This window comes from Mesorhizobium sp. (assembly GCF_965229135.1).
Taxonomy (GTDB): Bacteria; Pseudomonadota; Alphaproteobacteria; order Rhizobiales; family Rhizobiaceae; genus Mesorhizobium.
In genome coordinates, this window is sequence record NZ_OZ245860.1 from 172,405 (window position 1) to 192,027 (window position 19,623).

General features: G+C 63.8%; 19 protein-coding genes and 1 other RNA gene. 19 read left to right on the top strand and 1 reads right to left on the bottom strand.

What is annotated here, in order from left to right; genetic code table 11:
• The first annotated feature begins 99 nt into the window (after positions 1-99).
• From ACO07C_RS00750 to ACO07C_RS00780, 7 genes are all read left to right on the top strand, one after another.
• Positions 100-303: a hypothetical protein gene (locus ACO07C_RS00750; protein ID WP_421912327.1), complete on the top strand. Its 204-nt coding sequence runs from the start codon at positions 100-102 to the stop codon at positions 301-303.
• A gap of 118 nt (positions 304-421) precedes the next feature.
• A complete protein-coding gene (locus ACO07C_RS00755) occupies positions 422-1,141 on the top strand; it encodes a TerB family tellurite resistance protein (protein WP_421912328.1) in 720 nt (239 codons plus the stop codon).
• Positions 1,138-1,905: an N-acetylmuramoyl-L-alanine amidase gene (locus tag ACO07C_RS00760; protein WP_421912329.1), complete on the top strand. Its 768-nt coding sequence runs from the start codon at positions 1,138-1,140 to the stop codon at positions 1,903-1,905. The genes ACO07C_RS00755 and ACO07C_RS00760 overlap by 4 nt, the downstream gene beginning before the upstream one ends.
• 183 nt (positions 1,906-2,088) lie before the next feature.
• Entirely contained in the window at positions 2,089-2,805 is a 717-nt protein-coding gene (locus ACO07C_RS00765; protein WP_421912330.1) for a lytic transglycosylase domain-containing protein, read from the top strand.
• Between the two features lie 82 nt (positions 2,806-2,887).
• Positions 2,888-3,285: RNase P RNA component class A (gene rnpB / locus ACO07C_RS00770), an RNA gene on the top strand.
• 151 nt (positions 3,286-3,436) lie between these two features.
• Positions 3,437-3,712, top strand: a complete 276-nt coding sequence (locus ACO07C_RS00775) for a type II toxin-antitoxin system ParD family antitoxin (RefSeq protein WP_421912331.1) — start codon at positions 3,437-3,439, stop codon at positions 3,710-3,712.
• Positions 3,709-4,011, top strand: coding sequence for a type II toxin-antitoxin system RelE/ParE family toxin (locus tag ACO07C_RS00780; protein WP_421912332.1), 303 nt, complete (start codon positions 3,709-3,711; stop codon positions 4,009-4,011). Before ACO07C_RS00775 ends, ACO07C_RS00780 begins: the two co-directional genes overlap by 4 nt.
• Before the next feature lie 9 nt (positions 4,012-4,020).
• Here ACO07C_RS00780 and ACO07C_RS00785 read toward each other — a convergent pair whose 3' ends face one another.
• Positions 4,021-5,136 carry a cystathionine gamma-lyase gene (locus tag ACO07C_RS00785; protein WP_421912333.1) on the bottom strand — a complete coding sequence of 372 codons (1,116 nt, stop codon included), beginning with the start codon at positions 5,134-5,136 and terminating at the stop codon, positions 4,021-4,023.
• Between the two features lie 409 nt (positions 5,137-5,545).
• Here ACO07C_RS00785 and mraZ point away from each other — a divergent pair, with 409 nt between their 5' ends.
• Genes mraZ through murB form a run of 12 tightly spaced genes read left to right on the top strand, consistent with a single transcriptional unit; the run spans position 5,546 to position 19,234 of the window.
• Positions 5,546-6,004 carry a division/cell wall cluster transcriptional repressor MraZ gene (gene mraZ / locus ACO07C_RS00790; protein ID WP_421917415.1) on the top strand — a complete coding sequence of 153 codons (459 nt, stop codon included), beginning with the start codon at positions 5,546-5,548 and terminating at the stop codon, positions 6,002-6,004.
• Entirely contained in the window at positions 6,001-7,032 is a 1,032-nt protein-coding gene (gene rsmH, locus ACO07C_RS00795) for a 16S rRNA (cytosine(1402)-N(4))-methyltransferase RsmH (protein WP_421912334.1), read from the top strand. Before mraZ ends, rsmH begins: the two co-directional genes overlap by 4 nt.
• A gap of 4 nt (positions 7,033-7,036) precedes the next feature.
• Positions 7,037-7,432, top strand: coding sequence for a cell division protein FtsL (gene ftsL, locus ACO07C_RS00800; protein ID WP_421912335.1), 396 nt, complete (start codon positions 7,037-7,039; stop codon positions 7,430-7,432).
• Positions 7,429-9,135: a peptidoglycan D,D-transpeptidase FtsI family protein gene (locus ACO07C_RS00805; protein WP_421912336.1), complete on the top strand. Its 1,707-nt coding sequence runs from the start codon at positions 7,429-7,431 to the stop codon at positions 9,133-9,135. The genes ftsL and ACO07C_RS00805 overlap by 4 nt, the downstream gene beginning before the upstream one ends.
• 53 nt (positions 9,136-9,188) lie before the next feature.
• On the top strand, positions 9,189-10,643 hold the full coding sequence (locus tag ACO07C_RS00810) for a UDP-N-acetylmuramoyl-L-alanyl-D-glutamate--2,6-diaminopimelate ligase (RefSeq protein WP_421912337.1): 1,455 nt from the start codon (positions 9,189-9,191) through the stop codon (positions 10,641-10,643).
• On the top strand, positions 10,640-12,073 hold the full coding sequence (locus ACO07C_RS00815; RefSeq protein ID WP_421912338.1) for a UDP-N-acetylmuramoylalanyl-D-glutamyl-2,6-diaminopimelate--D-alanyl-D-alanine ligase: 1,434 nt from the start codon (positions 10,640-10,642) through the stop codon (positions 12,071-12,073). Before ACO07C_RS00810 ends, ACO07C_RS00815 begins: the two co-directional genes overlap by 4 nt.
• Before the next feature lie 24 nt (positions 12,074-12,097).
• Entirely contained in the window at positions 12,098-13,180 is a 1,083-nt protein-coding gene (gene mraY / locus ACO07C_RS00820; RefSeq protein ID WP_421912339.1) for a phospho-N-acetylmuramoyl-pentapeptide-transferase, read from the top strand.
• Positions 13,181-13,188: 8 nt separating this feature from the next.
• Positions 13,189-14,589: a UDP-N-acetylmuramoyl-L-alanine--D-glutamate ligase gene (murD, locus tag ACO07C_RS00825; protein ID WP_421912340.1), complete on the top strand. Its 1,401-nt coding sequence runs from the start codon at positions 13,189-13,191 to the stop codon at positions 14,587-14,589.
• Positions 14,589-15,740, top strand: a complete 1,152-nt coding sequence (ftsW, locus tag ACO07C_RS00830) for a putative lipid II flippase FtsW (RefSeq protein WP_421912341.1) — start codon at positions 14,589-14,591, stop codon at positions 15,738-15,740. The genes murD and ftsW overlap by 1 nt, the downstream gene beginning before the upstream one ends.
• A 1-nt stretch (position 15,741) precedes the next feature.
• Complete coding sequence (gene murG, locus ACO07C_RS00835) at positions 15,742-16,869, top strand: undecaprenyldiphospho-muramoylpentapeptide beta-N-acetylglucosaminyltransferase (RefSeq protein WP_421912342.1); 1,128 nt, start codon at positions 15,742-15,744, stop codon at positions 16,867-16,869.
• Positions 16,866-18,272: a UDP-N-acetylmuramate--L-alanine ligase gene (murC, locus tag ACO07C_RS00840; RefSeq protein WP_421912343.1), complete on the top strand. Its 1,407-nt coding sequence runs from the start codon at positions 16,866-16,868 to the stop codon at positions 18,270-18,272. The genes murG and murC overlap by 4 nt, the downstream gene beginning before the upstream one ends.
• Complete coding sequence (gene murB / locus ACO07C_RS00845) at positions 18,269-19,234, top strand: UDP-N-acetylmuramate dehydrogenase (RefSeq protein ID WP_421912344.1); 966 nt, start codon at positions 18,269-18,271, stop codon at positions 19,232-19,234. Before murC ends, murB begins: the two co-directional genes overlap by 4 nt.
• Positions 19,235-19,623 lie beyond the last annotated feature (389 nt).

Sequence of the window (19,623 nt, forward strand, 5' to 3'; positions counted from 1 at the left end):
CAATCCGACACGCAACGTGACGCAACCAGGTGAGGGCACCGCGCATTTCCCTGTCGACCGTTCACTGGAACGTGAACGTCTTTTGAAGGAGAGATGTCCATGAAAAAGCTCATTCTAGCTTCTGTTTCCGCCCTGGCCATTTTCGGCGTCGCGGCGTGCAGCGACAGCGGCACCGACAAGACCACCACCCAAAGCACCAATCCGCCGGCGGCGGAGCAGCCTATGAAGCCTGCTACGCCCGATGCGACCAAGCCGGCCGAACCGGCTCCGGCAACACCAGCGCCCGCGGCACCCGCGCAGTAACCGAGTATTCGTATGATGCGTTTGAGAAGGCCGGCCATGCCGGCCTTCTTGCTATTGGTTGTCGCTGCGGCATTGTCCCGGCTTGATAGGGACGGCCAGTTGGTTCTAAGAAGCGCCCATGTCGATTTGGGACCGCCTCGGCGACTTCATCACACGCGTTTCGTCTTCGGCGTCGTCGGGCGTTGCCGACGTGGTCGAGGCAGTGCGCACGGTTTTCTCCGGAGACGCGGATTTGCGCCGCCGCGTCGCGTTCTCGGTGGCCATGATCGCGCTGTCGGCCAAGATGGCCAAGGCCGACGGCATCGTCACGCAGGACGAAGTGCGCGCGTTCCAGGAAATATTCGAGGTGCCGCCCTCCGAGACGCGCAATGTCGCGCGGCTGTACAACCTGGCACAGCAGGATGTGGCCGGCTTCGAGATTTACGCCGAACGGATGGCGCAGATGTGCGGCTCCGGGCATTCGAATTGCGTGATGCTGGAAGACATACTTGACGGCCTGTTCCACATCGCCAAGGCCGATGGGCTGATCCACGAGCGCGAGGGCCTGTTCCTGCATCGCATCGCCGAAATCTTCCGCATTGACGAGGCTCATTACGAGAGCATCCTGGCCCGACACGTCAATCTGGGTGCGGCGGATCCCTATGTCGTCTTGGGCATCGAGCGTGGCAAGCCGTTCGAGGAAGTCAGGAAGCGCTATCGCAAGCTGGTATCCGACAATCACCCGGACCGGCTGATCGCGCGTGGCTTGCCGCAGGAATTCATCAAGATCGCAACCACGAGAGTGGCGGCCATCAATGCTGCCTATGAGATGATCGAGCGGGGCCTGCGGCACGCATGAGCGGTTTCCTGCCCGACGAGCCGAACGCCGAGGTCAGGGTATCGCCGAATTTCGGCCCGCGGCGCGACACGCCGAGGCCCGACATGATCGTGTTGCATTACACGGGCATGGGGACCGGCGCAGGCGCCGAGGCCTGGCTTTGCGATCCGGCCAGCGAGGTCTCGTCGCACTATCTCGTCCATGAGGATGGCCGCATCGTCCAGATGGTCAGGGAAAGCGACCGCGCCTGGCATGCCGGCAAGAGCTCGTGGTTTGGCCGCACGGACATCAATTCCTGCTCGGTCGGCATTGAAATCGTCAATCCCGGGCATTCGCTCGGCTACCCCAACTTCCCGAAACGGCAGATCGACGCCGTGATCGGCCTTTGCCTCGGGATCGTGGGTCGCCATTCCATTCCCGCGCAGCGCGTGCTCGCCCATTCCGACGTGGCCCCGGGCCGCAAGATCGATCCTGGCGAGAAATTCCCATGGAAAGCCCTGTTCGCGGCTGGGGTCGGCCATCTTGTCCCGGCCTCACCGATCCGGGGCGGAGCGGTGCTGAAGGCTGGTGACGCGGGCGCCGATGTCGAGGCGCTGCAGTCCATGCTCGCGCTCTACGGCTATGGCGTGGAGATCACTGGAGATTTCGACCGCCAGACCGAAATCGTCGTCGAGGCGTTTCAGCGGCATTTCCGGCCGCGCAGGGTGGAAGGACTTGCCGATTCATCGACCATCCGCACCCTGCAAAGGCTGCTGGCTTCCGTAACGGCAATCGCCTCCAAGTAATCTTTCTCAGGCGTTTAAATTACAAACTGTCACTCAAAGTGACTTGCCCCGCCTTCATTGACGCCAAATCGGCCTTCAAACGACGCTCCGTACAAATTGTCGGACCTCCGCCCCGGGATGTGCCGATGTAGATTGAGCGTTGCCGCGTGATGTCTTCGCGCGGTTCAGACAGAACAGGATCAAATGCAGAAATTGACCGTTGTAACGGCAGCTCTTGCTGCCGGCGTAATGACTTTTGCCTTCAGCGTGGCCAATGCCGCTTCGTTGAGCCCTCGGGCCGACCAGGGTCTCCTTCCTACTTCCGCCACAAGCCCCAAGGCAACCACCAGCAAGGCGTCGGCCAGCCGCGGTCTGAAAGGGGCGAAGAAAGCCAGGGTGGAAAGGGTCGCCTCGACGAGCACGAAGAAGCCAATCGGCAAGCGTTACGCCAAGCGCAACAGCACAAACATCGACATGACGACGACGGCGTCGATCGGCCCGCTCAATGCGGCGGCATCGGCCGCGGCCGCCGGTGGCGGGCAGTATTCGGCGATCGTCGCGCGTTACGCGGCAAGCTATGGCGTGCCGGTGTCGCTGGCAAACGCCGTCATCAAGATCGAGAGCAACTACAGACCGAACATGGTCGGCGGCGCCGGTGAGATCGGCCTGATGCAGATCAAGCCGGCCACGGCGCGGATGATGGGCTACAACGGTTCGGCCAAGGGTCTGTTCGATCCCGAAACCAACATCAAATTCGGCATGAAGTATCTGGCCATGGCCAGGGATCTGGGTGGTGGCACGACTTGTGGCACGATCCTGAAATACAATGCAGGCCATGGCGCCACGCGGATGAACCCGATCTCGGCGGCCTATTGCAGCAAGGTCAAGGTACAGTTGGCGGCGCTCGGCGCGCCCGCATAAGCGGCAAAAGTCGCCAAGAGGGCGGGTGATAAGCTGCTTTTTTCGTTTGCGTTTTGCGGCATGAACCCCTTTATACGCCTTGCCAGCTGGCTGGGCGGCCGCACCAGCAAGAGCCGAAAGGCTGCGGGTGAGGAAAGTCCGGGCTCCATGGAGACACGGTGCCGGTTAATGGCCGGCGGGGGCGACCCCAGGGAAAGTGCCACAGAAAGCAAACCGCCACGATCTTCGTGGTAAGGGTGAAAGGGTGGGGTAAGAGCCCACCGCGCGACTGGCAACAGGAGCGGCACGGTAAACCCCACCGGGAGCAAAACCGAATAGGGGCGGTGCGAGGGGAAACCCTCGAGGGCTGTTTCCGGCTCACCGTCCGGGTAGGTTGCGTGAGGCGCATGGCAACATGCGCCCAAGATGAATGGCCGCCACGTTCTCGCGCCGAAAGGGGCGAGGGCCATACAGAACCCGGCTTACAGGCCAGCTGGCAATTTACCCGGATGTCGCTGGGAGGTTCCCTGATAATCAGCAGGTTGCGCCTACGGGCGCACTTGCGGATTCATGGGTTCCAAGCGTGCGCCTTTCTTGAAAATGGTGCGATTAAATCGTACCTTTCTAGACGGAAGCATCAGGAGCTTGTGCCGTGGGGCAGGTCGACAAACGCAGCATAACCCTCTCACCCGAATTGGCGGCGGCGGTGGACGACGTGGTCGCCGCCGGAGAATACGCTTCGGCCAGTGAAGTGATCCGCGACGCATTGCGGCAATGGAAGGACCGGCGCGACCTGCATGGCTATACGCTGGAGGAACTGCGCAAGCTGGTGCAGGAGGGTATCGACAGCGGGCCGGGACGATTTGGATCGATGGAAGAGATCAAGGCCGAAGCCCGCAAGCGATTGAAGTCCGACAACGCGGCATGAGCGTGCTGCCAATTGTCAGAACATCGCACTGCGAAGATGATCTGATCGCGATCTGGCTCCATGTCGGACGCGACAACGAGTCTGCGGCGGATCGGCTACTGGACCGGATCGAGGCCCGCTGGCAGCAATTGGTGGTTTACCCTTTCTCAGGCGCGCCGCGCGAGGACATCGCGCCCGGAGTCCGTCATCTCCTGGTCGGCGACTATCTCACCTTGTACCGCGTGCATGACGACGCGATCGAAATCGTTCGAGTCCTGCACGGTCGACGCAAGATAGGCGCCGATGACATCAGCCCCTGACGGGCGCTTTCAGCTGCCAATCTTGTCCAGCGATGCCTCGATTGCCTTCCAGAGCTCTTCCAAAGGCTCGCAGCCAACCGACAGGCGCACGAAACCGGGTGGCACCGCATCGCCCCGCTTTGCGCGACGCTCGGCTGCGGTATGAACGCCGCCGAAGGAAGTCGCGGCCTGCATCAGCGCACAATTGTTGATGAAATCCTCGGCCTTTTCCTCCGAGGCGAGCTCGAAGGAGACGAGAAAACCGAAACGTTCCATCTGGACGCGGGCAAGGTTGTGTGACGGGTCGCCTTCCAGCCCGGGATAGCGCAGGCCGCTGACGGCCCGGTGGTCCTGGAGCCGACGCGCGATCACTTCGGCGGAAGAGCACATGCGGTCGAAACGAACATCGAGTGTTTCGAGACCGCGATGCACCAGCCAGGCCTCGAACGGACCGGGAATGCCGCCCGCGGTTTCGCGCCAGTCGGTGACGGCGGCAATGGCCTGCGTATTACGACTGGCGACATGGCCGAACAGCACATCGGAGTGGCCGTTGGGCGCCTTGGTGTCGGCGGCGACCACAATGTCGGCGCCATGGTCGAGCGGGCGCTGGCCGAAGGGCGTCATCGTTGTGTTGTCGGCGACGAGGAGCCCACCGGCCTTGTGAACGGCTTCGGCGACCGCCGTGATATCGCAGATGTCGAGCCTCGGATTGGACGGGGTTTCGACGAAGACAAGGCGATAGCCGTCAAAGCCGCCGTCGAGGAATGTCGATGTCGGCCGAACATCATAGGCGATGCCGAACGGCTTCAGGAAGCGGTCGGCCAGCGCCCTTGTCGCATGATAGCCGTCCGAAGGCAGCAAGACGCGGTCGCCGGCCTTGAGCAGGGCGAAGAACACGGCCGAGATGGCGCCCATTCCGGAAGGGAAGCCGACACATGGCGCGCCTTCCAGATGTGCCAGCATGTGCTCGACCGCTTTCCAGGTCGGGTTGCTGAAGCGGCCATACTGATCGAAACCGGCGGCGTCGCCCGGCGTGTGGAAGATCGTGGCCATGGTCAAGGGCAGGGCGATCGGGTCACCCTTGGCGAACCCGCTGTTGCGCAGATGCGGAAGTTCGGCAGCGCGTGTGTTCGCCGTATCAGCCATCGATTCTTTTATCCTGTACTCGACCGAAGAATTGCCGACGACGCTATGCCGGGCCGGCGCGCGCGGCAAGCAGCGTCCGGTTGGGCCACGCGGCTCTAAACGGTTCGTTAGGCTTAATGGATCATAAAGACGGGACGTGCCGTCAAGGCTGCTCTCATTCGTCCTGGCGCGCGTGTTTGTGAAGCCTGTTCCCGTTGACGCCCATAGTGCCCCATGATATCCCATTTCGATACTCAAGCCTTCGTTCAGCGTCAGGGTGAAGCGTACGCCAATCGGGCAGCCGCGGCGGTTGCGCGTTTGCCGGTTTTTGCCCCTGCGGGCGTGCTTGATTCTGGACGGGGAACGCGCCGCGGCGGCGCGAACAGCAAGTTGGAGAGGGGTGCGGCGGCGCAAGCGGCTGTAACGGATGATGGACCGCTTTCTCTCAAACACGGTGAGCAGGATCGATGCGAAGGGACGGGTTTCCGTTCCCGCGCATTTCCGCGCCGTTGTGCAGAAGCGCGGCTATTCGGAACTCTACGCGTTGCGCTGTCTCGACCTGCCGGCGATGGATGTCGGCGGCCTGGATCTGCTCGATCGCTACGAGCAGCGGATCGCTCAGGAGGATCCTTTCCTTCAGACGGCGGACGACATGTCGTTCTTCTGCCATGGCGATGGGACGTTCCTGAAGCTCGACCAGGACGGCCGCATCACGATGACCGATTTCATCCGCGAGCACACCGGCATTTCGGCGGAGGCGGCCTTTGTTGGTCGCGGCAATTTCTTTCAGATCTGGGAGCCGGGACGGCTGGCGGCCTACGGCGCGCAAGCCCGGGCCCGGCTGTTGCAGCTTCGGCAGGGGACGAAGCCTGGGGAGCGACCGGAATGATGGCTGGCGACGGCGATGACCTCAACGCCGTTGGCGGACCGGCCCGCCACATTCCGGTCCTCCTTGGCGAAGTGCTCGAAGCGCTTTCGCCGGCGCAAGGCGATGTGATCGTCGACGGCACGTTCGGCGCCGGTGGCTATACGAGGGCCATCCTGGCGGCCGGCGCCTCGGTCGTGGCCATTGACCGCGATCCGGACGCGATCGCCGCCGGGCGTGCGCTGGAAGCGCAGTCGGCTGGCCGGCTGACGCTGGTCCAGGCACCGTTCTCGACGCTGGACGAGCACGTCGAAAGCGTTGACGGTGTGGTGCTCGACATCGGTATCTCCTCCATGCAGATCGACCAGCCGGAGCGGGGTTTTTCGTTTCGAGCCGACGGCCCGCTCGACATGCGCATGGCGCAGGCGGGCCTCAGCGCCGCCGATGTCGTCAACTCTTTCAAGATGGGCGACCTGGCCCGCATATTCGGTTTCCTTGGCGAGGAGCGTCAGGCAGGCCGCATCGCCCGCATGATCGAGAGCCGTCGCGAAAAGCGTCCCTTCGAGCGCACGCTCGATCTGGCCGACGCCATCGAGACGCATATCGGCCGCGCGCCCAAGGACAAGATCCATCCGGCTACCCGCGTCTTCCAGGCGCTGCGCATCTTCGTCAATGACGAGCTTGGCGAACTGGCCAAGGCGCTGTTCGCGGCCGAGCGGGCGCTCAAGCCCGGCGGACGGCTGGCCGTGGTGACTTTTCATTCGCTGGAAGACCGTATCGTCAAGCGCTTCATTGCCGATCGCGCCGACGCCATGACAGGCTCGCGGCATCTGCCCGAGGCGCAGGCGCGCACCGCCACCTTCCGCAAGGCGGGCGGGGGCGTGACCCCGGGCGATGCCGAGATCTCCGCCAATCCGCGATCGCGCTCCGCCAGGTTGCGCGCCGCGGTTCGCACGGACGCGCCAGCGCGCGCCGGCGACGTTTCGATTTTCGGCCTGCCCAAACTTCCCGGCCCAAAACTTCCCGGCAACGATCGGCCTGGAGAGAGGTGAGCACGTGTTTCGTACCAGCGACATAGTCCTGATCGCCGTCATGGTTGCCGCGGCGGCGTTGACCTACAAGACCAAGCGCGAGGCCGAGGAACAATTGGCGTCTGTGCAGAAGATCCAGGCGCAGATCCGCTACGAGGAGGAAACGATCGACCTGCTCAAGGCCGATTGGAGCCTGCTCACCCAGCCGTCACGGCTGCAGAAACTGACCGAGCTCTACAAGTCGCAGCTCGCACTCGAGCCGGTCAGCGCGCGCCAGATCGTCGGCTTGGGCGATCTGCCGGCCAAGACTCTCGACATTCAGGACATCCTGAAGGGACGCGGGGATGGCATGGCTGACAATTCCGGCAAGGCGCCTTCGGGCGGCCAGGACCCCGTCGTGACCGGAGGCATCGCCCAATGATCGGCAAGCTGCTCAAGCGCCGCGCCAAGCCGGCTGAAGGATCGATCGTCGTCGAGGGCGCCCGCAAGGCGACTGGCGGCAAGGGCAAGACCCGCATCGTCATGACGATGGCGGTGTTCTTTGGCATCTTCTCCACCATTGCCGGCCGCCTGGTCTATCTGGGCTTCCAGACCCCCGACATGTCGGGGGGACCGCAGAGCCGGGTGACGGCATCGCGGCCAGACATCGTCGACCGCAATGGCGAGGTGCTGGCGACAGACATCAAGACCGCATCGCTGTTTGCCGAGCCGCGCCGCATCGTCGATGCCGACGAAGCGATCGAGAAACTGTCGACGGTGCTGCCGGAGATCGACTATGAGCAGACCTACCACAAGCTGAAGAGCGGCGCCGGCTTCGTCTGGCTGCAGCGGCAGCTGACGCCCAAGCAGCAGTCCGACATCATGCAGCTCGGCATTCCCGGCTTTGGCTTCCGCACCGAGAAGCGCCGTTTCTATCCGAGCGGCGAAACCTCGTCCTACATTGTCGGCATGACCAACATCGACAATCAGGGCATCTCCGGCATGGAGAAATACATCGACGAGCAGGGCCTCAGCGACCTGCAGGCGTCGGGCCTGGCGATTGCCAAGGACCTCAAGCCGGTGAAACTGTCGATCGATCTGCGCGTCCAGCATGTGGTGCGCGACGAGATCGCGGCCGGCCTGGAGCGCTATCGCGCCCTGGGCGCCGGCGCCGTCGTGCTCAACGTCAAGACCGGCGAAGTGGTGGCCATGGCCTCGGTGCCGGATTTCGATCCGAACAATCCCTACAATGCGCAGGAAAAGGACCGGCTGAACCGGATGTCGGCGGGCCTCTACGAGATGGGCTCGACCTTCAAGAGCTTCACGTCGGCCATGGCGCTCGATTCCGGCAAGGCGACGATGGCCAGCCGCTTCGACGCTTCGCATCCAATCCGGGTCGGCCATCAGGCCATTCACGACTTCCACGGCAAGAACCGTGTGTTGTCGTTGCCTGAGGTGTTCCTCTATTCGTCCAACATCGGGTCGGCGAGGGAGGCCGAACTGGTCGGCATCGAGGGCCACCGCGAATTCCTGCATCGCCTTGGAATCCTGGACAAGATGCAGACCGAACTGCCGGAAGTTGCCCGCCCGACCGAGCCGAGGGTGTGGAAACAGGTCAACTCGTTCACCATTGCCTTCGGGCATGGCGTGTCGACTACGCCGCTGCAGGCGGCTGTCGGCTGCGCGGCGCTGATGAATGGCGGCTACCTGATGAACCCGACCTTCCTCGTGCGCACGCAGCAGGAGGCGATGGCGCTGGCCAAGAAAGTGGTCAACGACAAGACCGTCGAGGGCATGCGCTACCTCTATTCGCTCAACGCCGAGAAGGGCTCGGCCAGAAACGCCAGGGTCCCCGGCTACCGCGTCGGCGGCAAGACCGGAACGGCCGAGAAGGTCATCAACGGGCGCTACTCGAAGGACTTGAATTTCAATACCTTCGTCGCCGCCTTCCCGATCGACGATCCGCAATACCTCGTGTTTACGATCGCCGACGCTCCGCACCCGGAAAAGCCCGGCATGACGGACGTCGCGGCCGCGAATGCGGGGGTTATGGCAGGCAATATCATCAGACGCTCTGCCGCCATGCTTGGCGTGAAGCCAGATTTCAGCCATGAAAATGGTGCAACGCTGGTTTCCTATCAGTGATTCTTAGGGCGCGCCGGCAACTGCGCGCTATTTTGTTGCGGTGACGGATTTCGATGAAGCTGAAAGATCTAGCCGGTATCCTGCCTGTCGAGGGAACAGCTTCCGTCGATACGGAGATTACTGGGATTTCGTCGGATTCACGCCAGGTGAAACCGGGCGTTGTCTTTTTTGCGCTCGCGGGGACCAAGGCCGATGGCGCTGCCTATGCCGCCGACGCGGCCGGGCGTGGGGCCGCGGCCATCGTAACGGGCAAGGGCAGCGCCGTTGCCGTGCCATCGGTTCCGGTCCTGAGCGTCGACGATCCCCGACTGGCGCTTGCCCTCAGCGCCGCGCGCTACTTCGGCGGGCAGCCGCAAACCATGGTCGCGGTGACCGGAACCAGCGGCAAGACATCGGTCGCCGCCTTCACAAGGCAGATATGGGAGCAGGCGGGCTATGCCGCAGCCTCGATCGGCACGACCGGCGTCGTCGCGCCCGACCGCAACGAATATGGCTCGCTGACGACGCCCGACCCGGTGGCGTTGCATCAGTTGCTGAGGGAGTTGGCCGACGCCGGCGTCACCCACGCTTCGATGGAGGCCTCCAGCCACGGGCTCGACCAGCGGCGCCTCGACGGAGTGAAGCTTGCCGCCGGCGGCTTCACCAATCTCGGCCGCGACCATATGGATTACCATCCCACGGTCGAGGACTATCACCGCGCCAAGCTGCGCCTGTTCGATACGTTGCTGCCCAAGGGCGCGCCGGCCGTGATCTTCGCTGACGATCCGTGGTCAGAGCCGACGATAAAGGCGGCGCGGGCGGCAGGGCTCGAAGTCCTGACCGTTGGCCGGCATGGCGAATTCCTCAAGCTGAAGCGGGTGGAGCACGAGCGCCACCGCCAGCGCGCCGAGGTCGAGGCTGGCGGGGTGATCCATGAGATCGATCTGCCGTTGGCGGGCGATTTCCAGATATCGAACGCGCTGGTTTCCGCGGGGCTTGCCATTGCCACGGGAACGCCCGCCGCCAAGGCATTGATGGCCCTGGAGAAACTGAAGGGGGCTCCGGGCAGGCTCGACCTTGTCGGCACCACGCCCAGCGGCGCACCGGTCTATGTCGATTACGCCCACAAGCCCGATGCGCTGGAAAATGTGCTGGCTTCGGTTCGCCCGTTTACCACAGGCCGCGTCATTGTCGTGTTCGGCTGTGGTGGCGATCGTGACCGTGGCAAGCGGCCGATCATGGGCGAGATCGCCACGCGGCTCGCCGATGTCGTGATCGTCACCGACGACAATCCGCGTTCCGAAGTGCCTGCAACGATCCGCGCGGCGATCCTGGCGGCGGCCCAGGGAGCCATAGAGATCGGCGACAGGCGCGAGGCCATCCACCAGGCGGTGGCGATGCTGCATGCCGGCGATACGCTAATCGTGGCCGGCAAGGGCCATGAGGAAGGCCAGACCGTCGGCACCGAGACGCTGCACTTCTCCGATCACGAGGAAGTCCGCTCGGCGCTGCGCGAGCGCGCCGCATGAGTTTGCTCTGGACCTCCGAAACGCTGGTTGCCGCCATGGACGGGCGGCCGATCGGTTCCATGCCCGAGGGCATCACCGGCATTTCCATCGACAGTCGCAGCCTGCAGCCGGGAGATGCCTTCTTCGCCATCAAGGGCGAGGCGATGGATGGCCATGATTTCGCCACCGCCGCCATCAAGGCCGGCGCCGGAGTGCTGGTGGTGGCCGAGGGAAAGTTGCCGTCGCTCGGCCGGCTGACCGCGCCGATGATCGTTGTGGACGATGTGCTGGCGGCGCTGGAGAAGCTCGGCGTCGCGGCTCGTGCCCGCTCTCGGGCAAGGATCATTGCCGTGACCGGTTCGGCGGGCAAGACAACGACCAAGGAAGCGCTGCGTCATGTGCTGTCGCCGGTTGGCAATGTGCATGCGTCGGCGCAGTCGTTCAACAACCACTGGGGCGTGCCGCTGACGCTGGCGCGCATGCCCGACGATTGCGACTATGCCGTCTTCGAGATCGGCATGAACCACCCCGACGAAATCCGCCCGCTGGTCAAGATGGTCCGCCCGCACGTCGCCATCATCACGATGATCGCGGCGGCGCATCTCGGCTTCTTCCGCAATCTCGACGAGATCGCCAAGGCCAAGGCCGAGATTTTCGAAGGGCTGGAACCCGACGGCGCCGCGCTCCTCAATCGCGACGATTCGCGCTGGAAACTTCTCGACAAGATGGCGCATGCCGCGGGCGTCGAACATGTCTATGGCTTTGGCGAAAACGCGCGTTCGACCTTCAAGCTGCTGAAATTCGACCTCTATGCGGATCATTCGATGATCACCGCCAGGATCGGCGGACAGGACATCACCGCGCGTGTCGGCGCGCCGGGCCGCCACATGGTGCAGAATGTGCTGGCGGTTCTGGGAGCCGCGCATCTGGTCGGCGCCGACATGACCAAGGTAGCGGCGGCGCTGGCCGATCTGTCGGCCGAGCGAGGGCGCGGCAAACGCCATGTGCTGATGCACCCGCAAGGGCCGATCACGCTGATCGACGAAAGCTACAACGCCAACCCGGCGTCGATGGCGGCGGCCATGGCGCTGCTCAATGCGACGCCGGTTTCGGGCGAGGGGCGCCGCATCGCGGTGCTCGGCGACATGCTGGAGCTCGGCGAGCATTCGGCGAAGCTGCATGCCGCCCTTGCCGAACTCATCGTGGGGACGGAGACGCGCACGGTGTTTCTCGGCGGTCCCGAAATGCGGGCCCTGGCCGAGATGCTGCCGGCGGAGATCCACACGGAATATCGTGCCGGCGCCGAGGATCTGAAGCCGGTGCTCCTGTCGGCGCTGAAGCCCGGCGACGTGGTCATGGTCAAGTCGTCCAAGGGTATCGGTTTCGCAAAACTGGTCGATGCGCTGCTGAACAAGTTTCCGGCGGAATCGACAACGAACAAACAGACCTAGGTCAGTCCGGGGGACGAATATCGCATGTTCACATTGCTCGTCGATTTTGCGGACAAGATCTCGGTCTTCAATGTCTTCCGCTACATCACGTTCCGCACGGGCGGAGCGCTGATCACGTCGGCGCTGATCGTCTTCATCTTCGGACCAACCATCATCAATTCGCTGCGGCTCAGGCAAGGCAAGGGCCAGCCGATCCGCGCCGACGGACCGCAGACGCATTTCAAGAAAGCGGGCACGCCGACCATGGGCGGGCTGATGATCCTGTCAGGCATCATCGGCTCGTCGCTGCTGTGGGCGAACCTGTCGAGCATCTATGTGTGGGTGGTGCTGCTGGTCACCATCGGCTTTGGTTCTATCGGCTTCTACGACGACTATCTGAAGGTGACCAAGCAATCGCATCTCGGTTTTTCCGGCAAGGCGCGGCTCGGGCTCGAATTCGTCATCGCCGGCATCGCCGCCTGGGTGATCATGCACAATGGCCAGGCGCCGTTTTCATCATCGCTGACCTTCCCCTTCGCCAAGGAATTCCTGATCAATCTCGGCTGGTTCTTCATCCCGTTCTCGTGCTTCGTCATCGTCGGCGCCGGCAATGCGGTGAACCTGACCGACGGTCTCGACGGCCTGGCGATCGTGCCGATCATGATCGCCGCCGCATCCTTCGGCGTCATCGCCTATCTCTCCGGCAATGCGGTGTTCGCCGAATATCTGCAGATCCATTTCGTGCCGGGCACCGGTGAACTGGCTGTCGTGCTAGGCGCGGTGATCGGCGCCGGCCTCGGCTTCCTGTGGTTCAACGCGCCGCCGGCGGCGATCTTCATGGGCGATACCGGTTCGCTTGCCATGGGCGGCCTGATCGGCACCGTCGCGGTCGCGACCAAGCATGAGATCGTGCTGGTCATTGTCGGTGGCCTGTTCGTCGTCGAGATCCTCTCGGTCATCATCCAGGTCGGTTACTTCAAGATGACCGGCAAGCGCGTGTTCCTGATGGCGCCGATCCACCATCATTTCGAAAAGCTCGGCTGGACCGAAAGCCAGGTGGTGATCCGTTTCTGGATCATCGCCGTCATCCTCGCGCTGGTCGGCCTGTCCACCCTCAAGCTCAGATAGGCAACCGTTTGATCCCCGCCGCATCCTTTTCTGGCAAGCGTGTTTCGCTCTTCGGGCTTGGCGGCTCGGGGATCGCCACCGCACGCGCGCTGATCGCGGGCGGGGCGGATGTTCTGGCCTGGGACGACAATCCCGACAGCGTCGCCAAGGCTGGCGCCGTGGGCATACCGACCGGCGACCTGCGCGGCGCCGACTGGGCGAAATTCTCGGCCTTCGTGCTGTCGCCCGGCGTGCCGCTGACGCATCCGAAGCCCCACTGGACGGTGGAACTGGCAAAGGGCGCCGGCGTCGAAGTGATCGGCGACATCGAGCTTTTCTGCCGCGAGCGGACCTTGCAGGCGCCGACGGCGCCCTTCATCGCCATCACCGGCACCAACGGCAAGTCGACGACCACCGCGCTAACCGCGCATATCCTGAAAGCCGCCGGGCGCGACACGCAGATGGGCGGCAATATCGGCCGTGCGGTGATGACGCTCGATCCGCCCGAACCTGCGCGGCACTATGTGGTCGAATGCTCGTCCTACCAGGTCGATCTCGCGCCTTCGATCAATCCGACGGCGGGCATCCTGCTCAACCTTACGCCGGACCATCTCGACCGCCACGGCACCATGCAGCATTACGCCTCGATAAAGGAGTGGCTGGTGGCAGGCAGCGAGACGGCGATCATCGGCATCGACGATTCCTGGTGCGCCCAGATCGCCGACCGCCTGGAGCGGGCAGGCCGTCACGTCATCCGCATTTCAAAGCGGCTACCGCTGACCGATGGCTATTTCGCCGACGGCAGCGACCTGATGGAAGCGGTCGATGGGCGTTACAGCCGCGTCGCCTTTCTCGAAGGCATCGGCTCGCTGCGTGGCCAGCACAATGCGCAGAACGCGCTGGCCGCCGTGGCCGCCTGCCTGAAGGTCGGTCTGGACCTGGGGGAAATCCAGTCCGGACTGGAAAGCTTCCCAGGGCTGGCGCATCGCATGGAGCAGGTCGGGCGCAAGGAACACGTGCTGTTCGTCAACGACTCCAAGGCCACCAACGCCGATGCGGCGGCACCCGCGCTGTCGAGTTTTCCGCGCATCTACTGGATTGCCGGCGGCTTGCCCAAGGAAGGCGGGATCGAGCCCTTGCGTGGCTTCTTCCCGCGCATTGCCAAGGCCTACCTGATCGGTGAGGCCGCCCCTGCCTTCTCGGCGACGCTGGGCGAGACGGTGCCCTACGAAATCTCGGGCACGCTGGCCGCCGCTGTCGAGCATGCGGCGGACGATGCGGCCAAGGATGGCGGCGGCGAGGTGGTGGTGTTGTTGTCGCCGGCTTGCGCCAGCTTCGACCAGTTCAAGAATTTCGAAGTGCGCGGCGAAGCCTTCAGGCAAGCCGCGAATGCTATCGAGGGCGTGAAACCCATCGGAGGGGCACGATAATGCAGAGCCGTCTCGACAAAAGTCCGGTTGCAACCTGGTGGTGGACGATCGATCGCTGGTTCCTGGCAGCGTTCCTTTCGCTGATGGGGCTGGGCATCGTCCTGTCCTTCGCCGCCAGCCCGGCCGTGGCCGAACGCATCGGCCTCGACAGTTTCCACTTCGCCACGAGGCAGATCATCTTCACCGTGCCGGCGCTCGGCGTGATGCTGGCCGTGTCCTTCCTCGAATCCAGGCAGATCCGGCGCATGTCGCTGATCATGCTGTGCATCATGCTGGTGCTGATGGTGGCTGTTCTCTATGTCGGCGTCGAGGTCAAGGGCGCGCGGCGGTGGGTCTCGATCGCCGGCCTGTCGATCCAGCCTTCGGAGTTCCTGAAGCCGGCCTTCGTCATCATGTGCGCCTGGCTGTTCGCCGAGCACAAGCGCCAGCCTGATATTCCCGGCAATCTGTTCGCCATGCTCCTGCTGGTGCTGGTCGTGTCGCTGCTTGTCGCGCAACCAGACCTAGGCCAGACCATGCTGACGACCGGCACCTGGGGCATCATGTTCTTCATGGCCGGTCTGCCATGGCTATGGATCGTCGCGCTGGGTGCCGCGGGCGTCGGCGGTGTGTTCGCCGCCTATACGGTATTTCCGCACGTTGCGCTCCGCATCGACAAGTTCCTCACCGGCGAGGGCGATACGTTCCAGGTCGACATGGGCCGCGACGCGCTGATCAATGGCGGCTGGTTCGGGGTCGGACCGGGCGAGGGCACCGTCAAGCGGGTCATCCCCGACAGCCACGCCGACTTCGTCTTCTCCGTCGCGGGCGAGGAATTCGGGCTGATCATGTGTTTCTTCATCATGTCGATCTTCGCCTTCATCGTGCTGCGCGGCCTCAACACGGCGCTCAAGGAACACGATGATTTCACCCGCTATGCCGTAGGCGGCCTTGTCACCGTCTTCGGCCTGCAGGCCGTCATCAACATGTGCGTCAACCTGCAGCTCGTGCCCGCCAAGGGCATGACGCTGCCGTTCATCTCCTATGGCGGCTCCTCGCAGATCGCGATCGCGATCTCGATGGGCATGGTGCTGGCGCTGACGCGCAAGCGGCCGGAAAAGCGCAAGCAGATGGGCTTTGCCCTGTCGCAGCGCGCCATGCCGGCGGAGTAACATGGCGCGGGGGACGATCCTTCTGGCGGCAGGCGGGACGGGCGGGCATCTTTTCCCGGCCGAGGCGCTTGCGCATGAACTGAACGCGCGCGGCTGGGCGGTGCATCTCGCCACCGACGAGCGCGCCGAGCGTTTTGCCGTTCATTTCCCGGCGACCGCCATTCACCCGATCGAGTCGGCCACGCTGGGGTCGAAGAATCCGGTGGCCATGCTGCGGGCGCTCTGGAAGATCTGGCGCGGCGTGCGCCAGGCATCCGCCATCATCGCCAGGATCAAGCCGGACGCCGTGGTTGGCTTCGGCGGATATCCGACCCTGCCGCCGCTCTACGCGGCGACGCGGCGCAAGGTGCCGACCCTCATCCATGAACAGAACGCGGTGATGGGCCGCGCCAACCGGGCGCTGGCCGGGCGCGTCGACGCCATAGCTGGCGGGTTCCTGCCGCGGGATTCCAGTGCCGCTGGCGCCAAGACGGTGACAACGGGCAACCCTGTCCGGCCCGCCGTCCTGGAAGCGGCAATGACACCCTACAATGCGTCATCCAGCGATCAGCCTTTCCGGCTTCTCGTGTTCGGCGGCAGCCAGGGCGCGCAGTTCTTCTCCGACGCGGTGCCGGCGGCGATCGCCATGCTCACCGAGGCACAACGCAAGCGGCTTGGCATCACGCAGCAGGCGCGTGCCGACGACGTGGTGCGGGTGAAGGAAGCCTACGCCGCGCTTGGCGTCGATGTTCAGGTGTCGCCGTTCTTCACCGACATGGCGGCGCGCATGGCGGCGGCGCAACTGGTCGTGTCTCGCTCCGGCGCCTCGACAGTCTCGGAGATCGCTGTCATCGGCCGGCCGGCGCTGCTGGTGCCTTATCCGCATGCGCTCGACCATGACCAGGCGGCCAATGCGGCCGCGCTTGCCGCGGCCGGCGGCGCCGAGGTACATCCGCAATCCACGCTCACGCCCCAGCGCATCGCGGCACTCGTTGGCGGGTTGATGGACAACCCCGGGCGCCTGGCGACAATGGCGGCGGCGGCAAAGTCGGCCGGAAAGCCTGACGCGGCACGGTTGCTCGCTGATCTGACAGAGGCTATTGCGTCCAGAAAATCTGTTTCGGAATTCAGGAAGGGGACGCACGCATGAAGATGCCGCGGACTATCGGCCTCGTGCATTTCATCGGCATTGGCGGCATCGGCATGAGCGGCATCGCCGAGGTGCTGCACAATCTCGGCTACAAGGTGCAGGGCTCCGACCAGTCCGACAGCGCCAATGTACAGCGGCTGCGCGACAAGGGCATCGAATGCTTCGTCGGCCACCACGCCGACAATCTCGGCGATGCCGAGGTGGTGGTGGTCTCCACCGCGATCAAGAAATCCAACCCGGAGCTGAAGGCGGCGCGCGAAAAGCTCCTGCCGATCGTGCGGCGCGCCGAAATGCTGGCCGAACTGATGCGCTTCCGCCAGGCGGTGGCGATAGGCGGCACGCATGGCAAGACGACGACCACGTCGATGGTGGCGACGCTGCTCGAAGCCGGCGGTCTCGACCCGACGGTCATCAATGGCGGCATCATCAACGCCTACGGCACCAATGCCCGCATGGGCGATGGCGAGTGGATGGTGGTCGAGGCCGACGAGAGCGATGGCACCTTCCTGAAATTGCCGGCCGACATTGCCGTTGTCACCAACATCGATCCCGAACATCTCGACCACTATGGCAGCTTCGACAAGGTGCGCGAGGCGTTCCGCCAGTTCGTCGAGAATGTGCCGTTCTACGGCTTTGGCGTGATGTGCACCGATCATCCGGAAGTGCAGGCGCTGGTCGGGCGCATCGAGGACCGGCGCGTCATCACCTATGGCGAGAACGCACAGGCCGACGTGCGCTTCACCAACCATCGCATGGATGGCCCGGCCTCGGAATTCGACGTGGTGATCCGCGACCGCAAGACGCGCGGCGAAACGACGATTTCGGGCCTGCGGTTGCCGATGCCTGGCCGCCACAATGTCTCCAACGCGACGGCTGCAATCGCGGTCGCGCATGAACTGGGCCTTTCCGCCGAGGCGATCAAGAGGGGCCTGTCGTCCTTCGCCGGGGTCAAGCGCCGCTTCACCCATACGGGCTCATGGAACGGCGTCGACGTCTTCGACGATTACGGCCACCATCCGGTCGAGATCACTGCGGTGCTAAAGGCGGCTCGCAGCGCCACCAAGGGCCGCGTCATCGCCATCGCCCAGCCGCATCGCTTCACGCGCTTGCACGATCTGTTCGACGAGTTTTCCGTGTGCTTCAACGATGCCGACACCGTCATGGTGGCGCCGGTCTACGCGGCCGGCGAGGAGCCGATCGAGGGCGTGACATCGGACGCGCTGGTGTCGCGCATCCGCGCCGGCGGCCATCGTGACGCGCGCTACATAGAAAGCCCTGCCGCGATCGCGCCAATCATTCGCGATATCGCAAAGCCCGGCGATTTCGTCGTCTTCCTCGGCGCGGGCAACATCACCCAATGGGCCTATGCGCTGCCCAAGGAACTCGGCGGTACGGCTTCATGACGCGTGGCCAGGCGTTGATTGACCAGCTTGGCGACCGGCTTGCCGGCCTGCGCGGCCGTGTCACGCCCAATGCCGAGATGGACAAGATCACGTGGTTCCGCGCCGGCGGGCTGGCCGAGGCGCTTTTCCAGCCGGCGGACGAGGACGATCTCGCCGCTTTCCTGAAAGCGGTGCCCGAGGAAATACCGCTGACCATCGTCGGTATCGGCTCGAACCTGCTGGTTCGCGACGGCGGCATTCCGGGTTTTGTGATCCGGCTTTCAGCGAAGGGCTTTGGCGAAGCCGAAGTCATCGGCCCGACCACGATCAAGGCAGGAGCGGCGACACCCGACAAGCGCGTCGCGGCTGTCGCCTACGAGGCGGGCATTGGCGGCTTTCATTTCTACCATGGCATCCCCGGCGCCATTGGCGGCGCCTTGCGGATGAACGCCGGCGCCAATGGCGTCGAGACGCGCGAGCGCGTCGTCGAGGTGAGGGCGCTGGATCGCAAGGGCAATGTCCATACGCTGGGCAATTCCGAGATGGGCTACGCCTATCGCCATTCGTCGGCGCCCGCCGGCCTGATCTTCACCTCGGCCGTGTTCGAAGGCTTCGCCGAGGACAAGGCCACGATCAAGGCGGCGATGGAAGCCGTCCAGAACCACCGCGAAACGGTACAGCCGATCCGCGAGAAGACCGGCGGCTCGACCTTCAAGAACCCCGAGGGCACCTCGGCCTGGAAGGAAATCGACAAGGCCGGCTGCCGCGGTCTGCTGATCGGCGGCGCGCAGATGTCGCCGATGCATTGCAACTTCATGATCAACACCGGCACCGCCACCGGTTACGACCTCGAATATCTCGGCGAAACGGTGCGCACGCGCGTGCTGGAAAATTCCGGAATTCGGCTGCAGTGGGAGATCAAGCGCATCGGCAATTTCCGGAAGGACCATGCCGTCCAGGAGTTCCTCGGACAACTTCTCTAGAGCCTGTTCCATCCCGATGTAATCGGGCTGGGGCTCGAACTGTTTGTTTGAGCCTGATCATTTCCGAAAGCCGGATTCCACCTTTCGGGATCATGCTCCGGGAGCCATGTTGAAGTTCATGTGATGCATGAACTTCAACATGACCGAAACCGTCCCGCAACGTTGCAGTAAAGACTCAACGACACGGTTTTCGCATCCATTTTCTCAGAAAGTGAATCTCTCGGAATCGTAAGCACTTGCCAGTGAATCGACTCTCTGATTCTCTGCTGAAAAGCGTTTCCTGATTTGAGTCGTTCGACGCGTTACCCGCGTTTTCCGTCTGGGGGGGGCAACCCGCCGGGAGACTCGGACTCAATGTTGCGGAAAATCTTGGTTTTTGGTCCGCCGTG

Excerpts from the sequence above, each read along its gene's own strand:
- ACO07C_RS00805 (WP_421912336.1), top strand. The coding sequence starts at position 7,429 with ATGATCGGCAAGCTGCTCAAGCGCCGCGCCAAGCCGGCTGAAGGATCG.
- murB (WP_421912344.1), top strand. The coding sequence starts at position 18,269 with ATGACGCGTGGCCAGGCGTTGATTGACCAGCTTGGCGACCGGCTTGCC.
- ACO07C_RS00750 (WP_421912327.1), top strand. The coding sequence starts at position 100 with ATGAAAAAGCTCATTCTAGCTTCTGTTTCCGCCCTGGCCATTTTCGGC.
- ACO07C_RS00780 (WP_421912332.1), top strand. The coding sequence starts at position 3,709 with ATGAGCGTGCTGCCAATTGTCAGAACATCGCACTGCGAAGATGATCTG.
- ACO07C_RS00810 (WP_421912337.1), top strand. The coding sequence starts at position 9,189 with ATGAAGCTGAAAGATCTAGCCGGTATCCTGCCTGTCGAGGGAACAGCT.
- ACO07C_RS00815 (WP_421912338.1), top strand. The coding sequence starts at position 10,640 with ATGAGTTTGCTCTGGACCTCCGAAACGCTGGTTGCCGCCATGGACGGG.
- rsmH (WP_421912334.1), top strand. The coding sequence starts at position 6,001 with ATGATGGCTGGCGACGGCGATGACCTCAACGCCGTTGGCGGACCGGCC.
- ACO07C_RS00760 (WP_421912329.1), top strand. The coding sequence starts at position 1,138 with ATGAGCGGTTTCCTGCCCGACGAGCCGAACGCCGAGGTCAGGGTATCG.
- ACO07C_RS00785 (WP_421912333.1), bottom strand. The coding sequence starts at position 5,136 with ATGGCTGATACGGCGAACACACGCGCTGCCGAACTTCCGCATCTGCGC.
- mraY (WP_421912339.1), top strand. The coding sequence starts at position 12,098 with ATGTTCACATTGCTCGTCGATTTTGCGGACAAGATCTCGGTCTTCAAT.
- murG (WP_421912342.1), top strand. The coding sequence starts at position 15,742 with ATGGCGCGGGGGACGATCCTTCTGGCGGCAGGCGGGACGGGCGGGCAT.
- ACO07C_RS00765 (WP_421912330.1), top strand. The coding sequence starts at position 2,089 with ATGCAGAAATTGACCGTTGTAACGGCAGCTCTTGCTGCCGGCGTAATG.
- mraZ (WP_421917415.1), top strand. The coding sequence starts at position 5,546 with ATGGACCGCTTTCTCTCAAACACGGTGAGCAGGATCGATGCGAAGGGA.
- murC (WP_421912343.1), top strand. The coding sequence starts at position 16,866 with ATGAAGATGCCGCGGACTATCGGCCTCGTGCATTTCATCGGCATTGGC.
- ACO07C_RS00755 (WP_421912328.1), top strand. The coding sequence starts at position 422 with ATGTCGATTTGGGACCGCCTCGGCGACTTCATCACACGCGTTTCGTCT.
- ftsW (WP_421912341.1), top strand. The coding sequence starts at position 14,589 with ATGCAGAGCCGTCTCGACAAAAGTCCGGTTGCAACCTGGTGGTGGACG.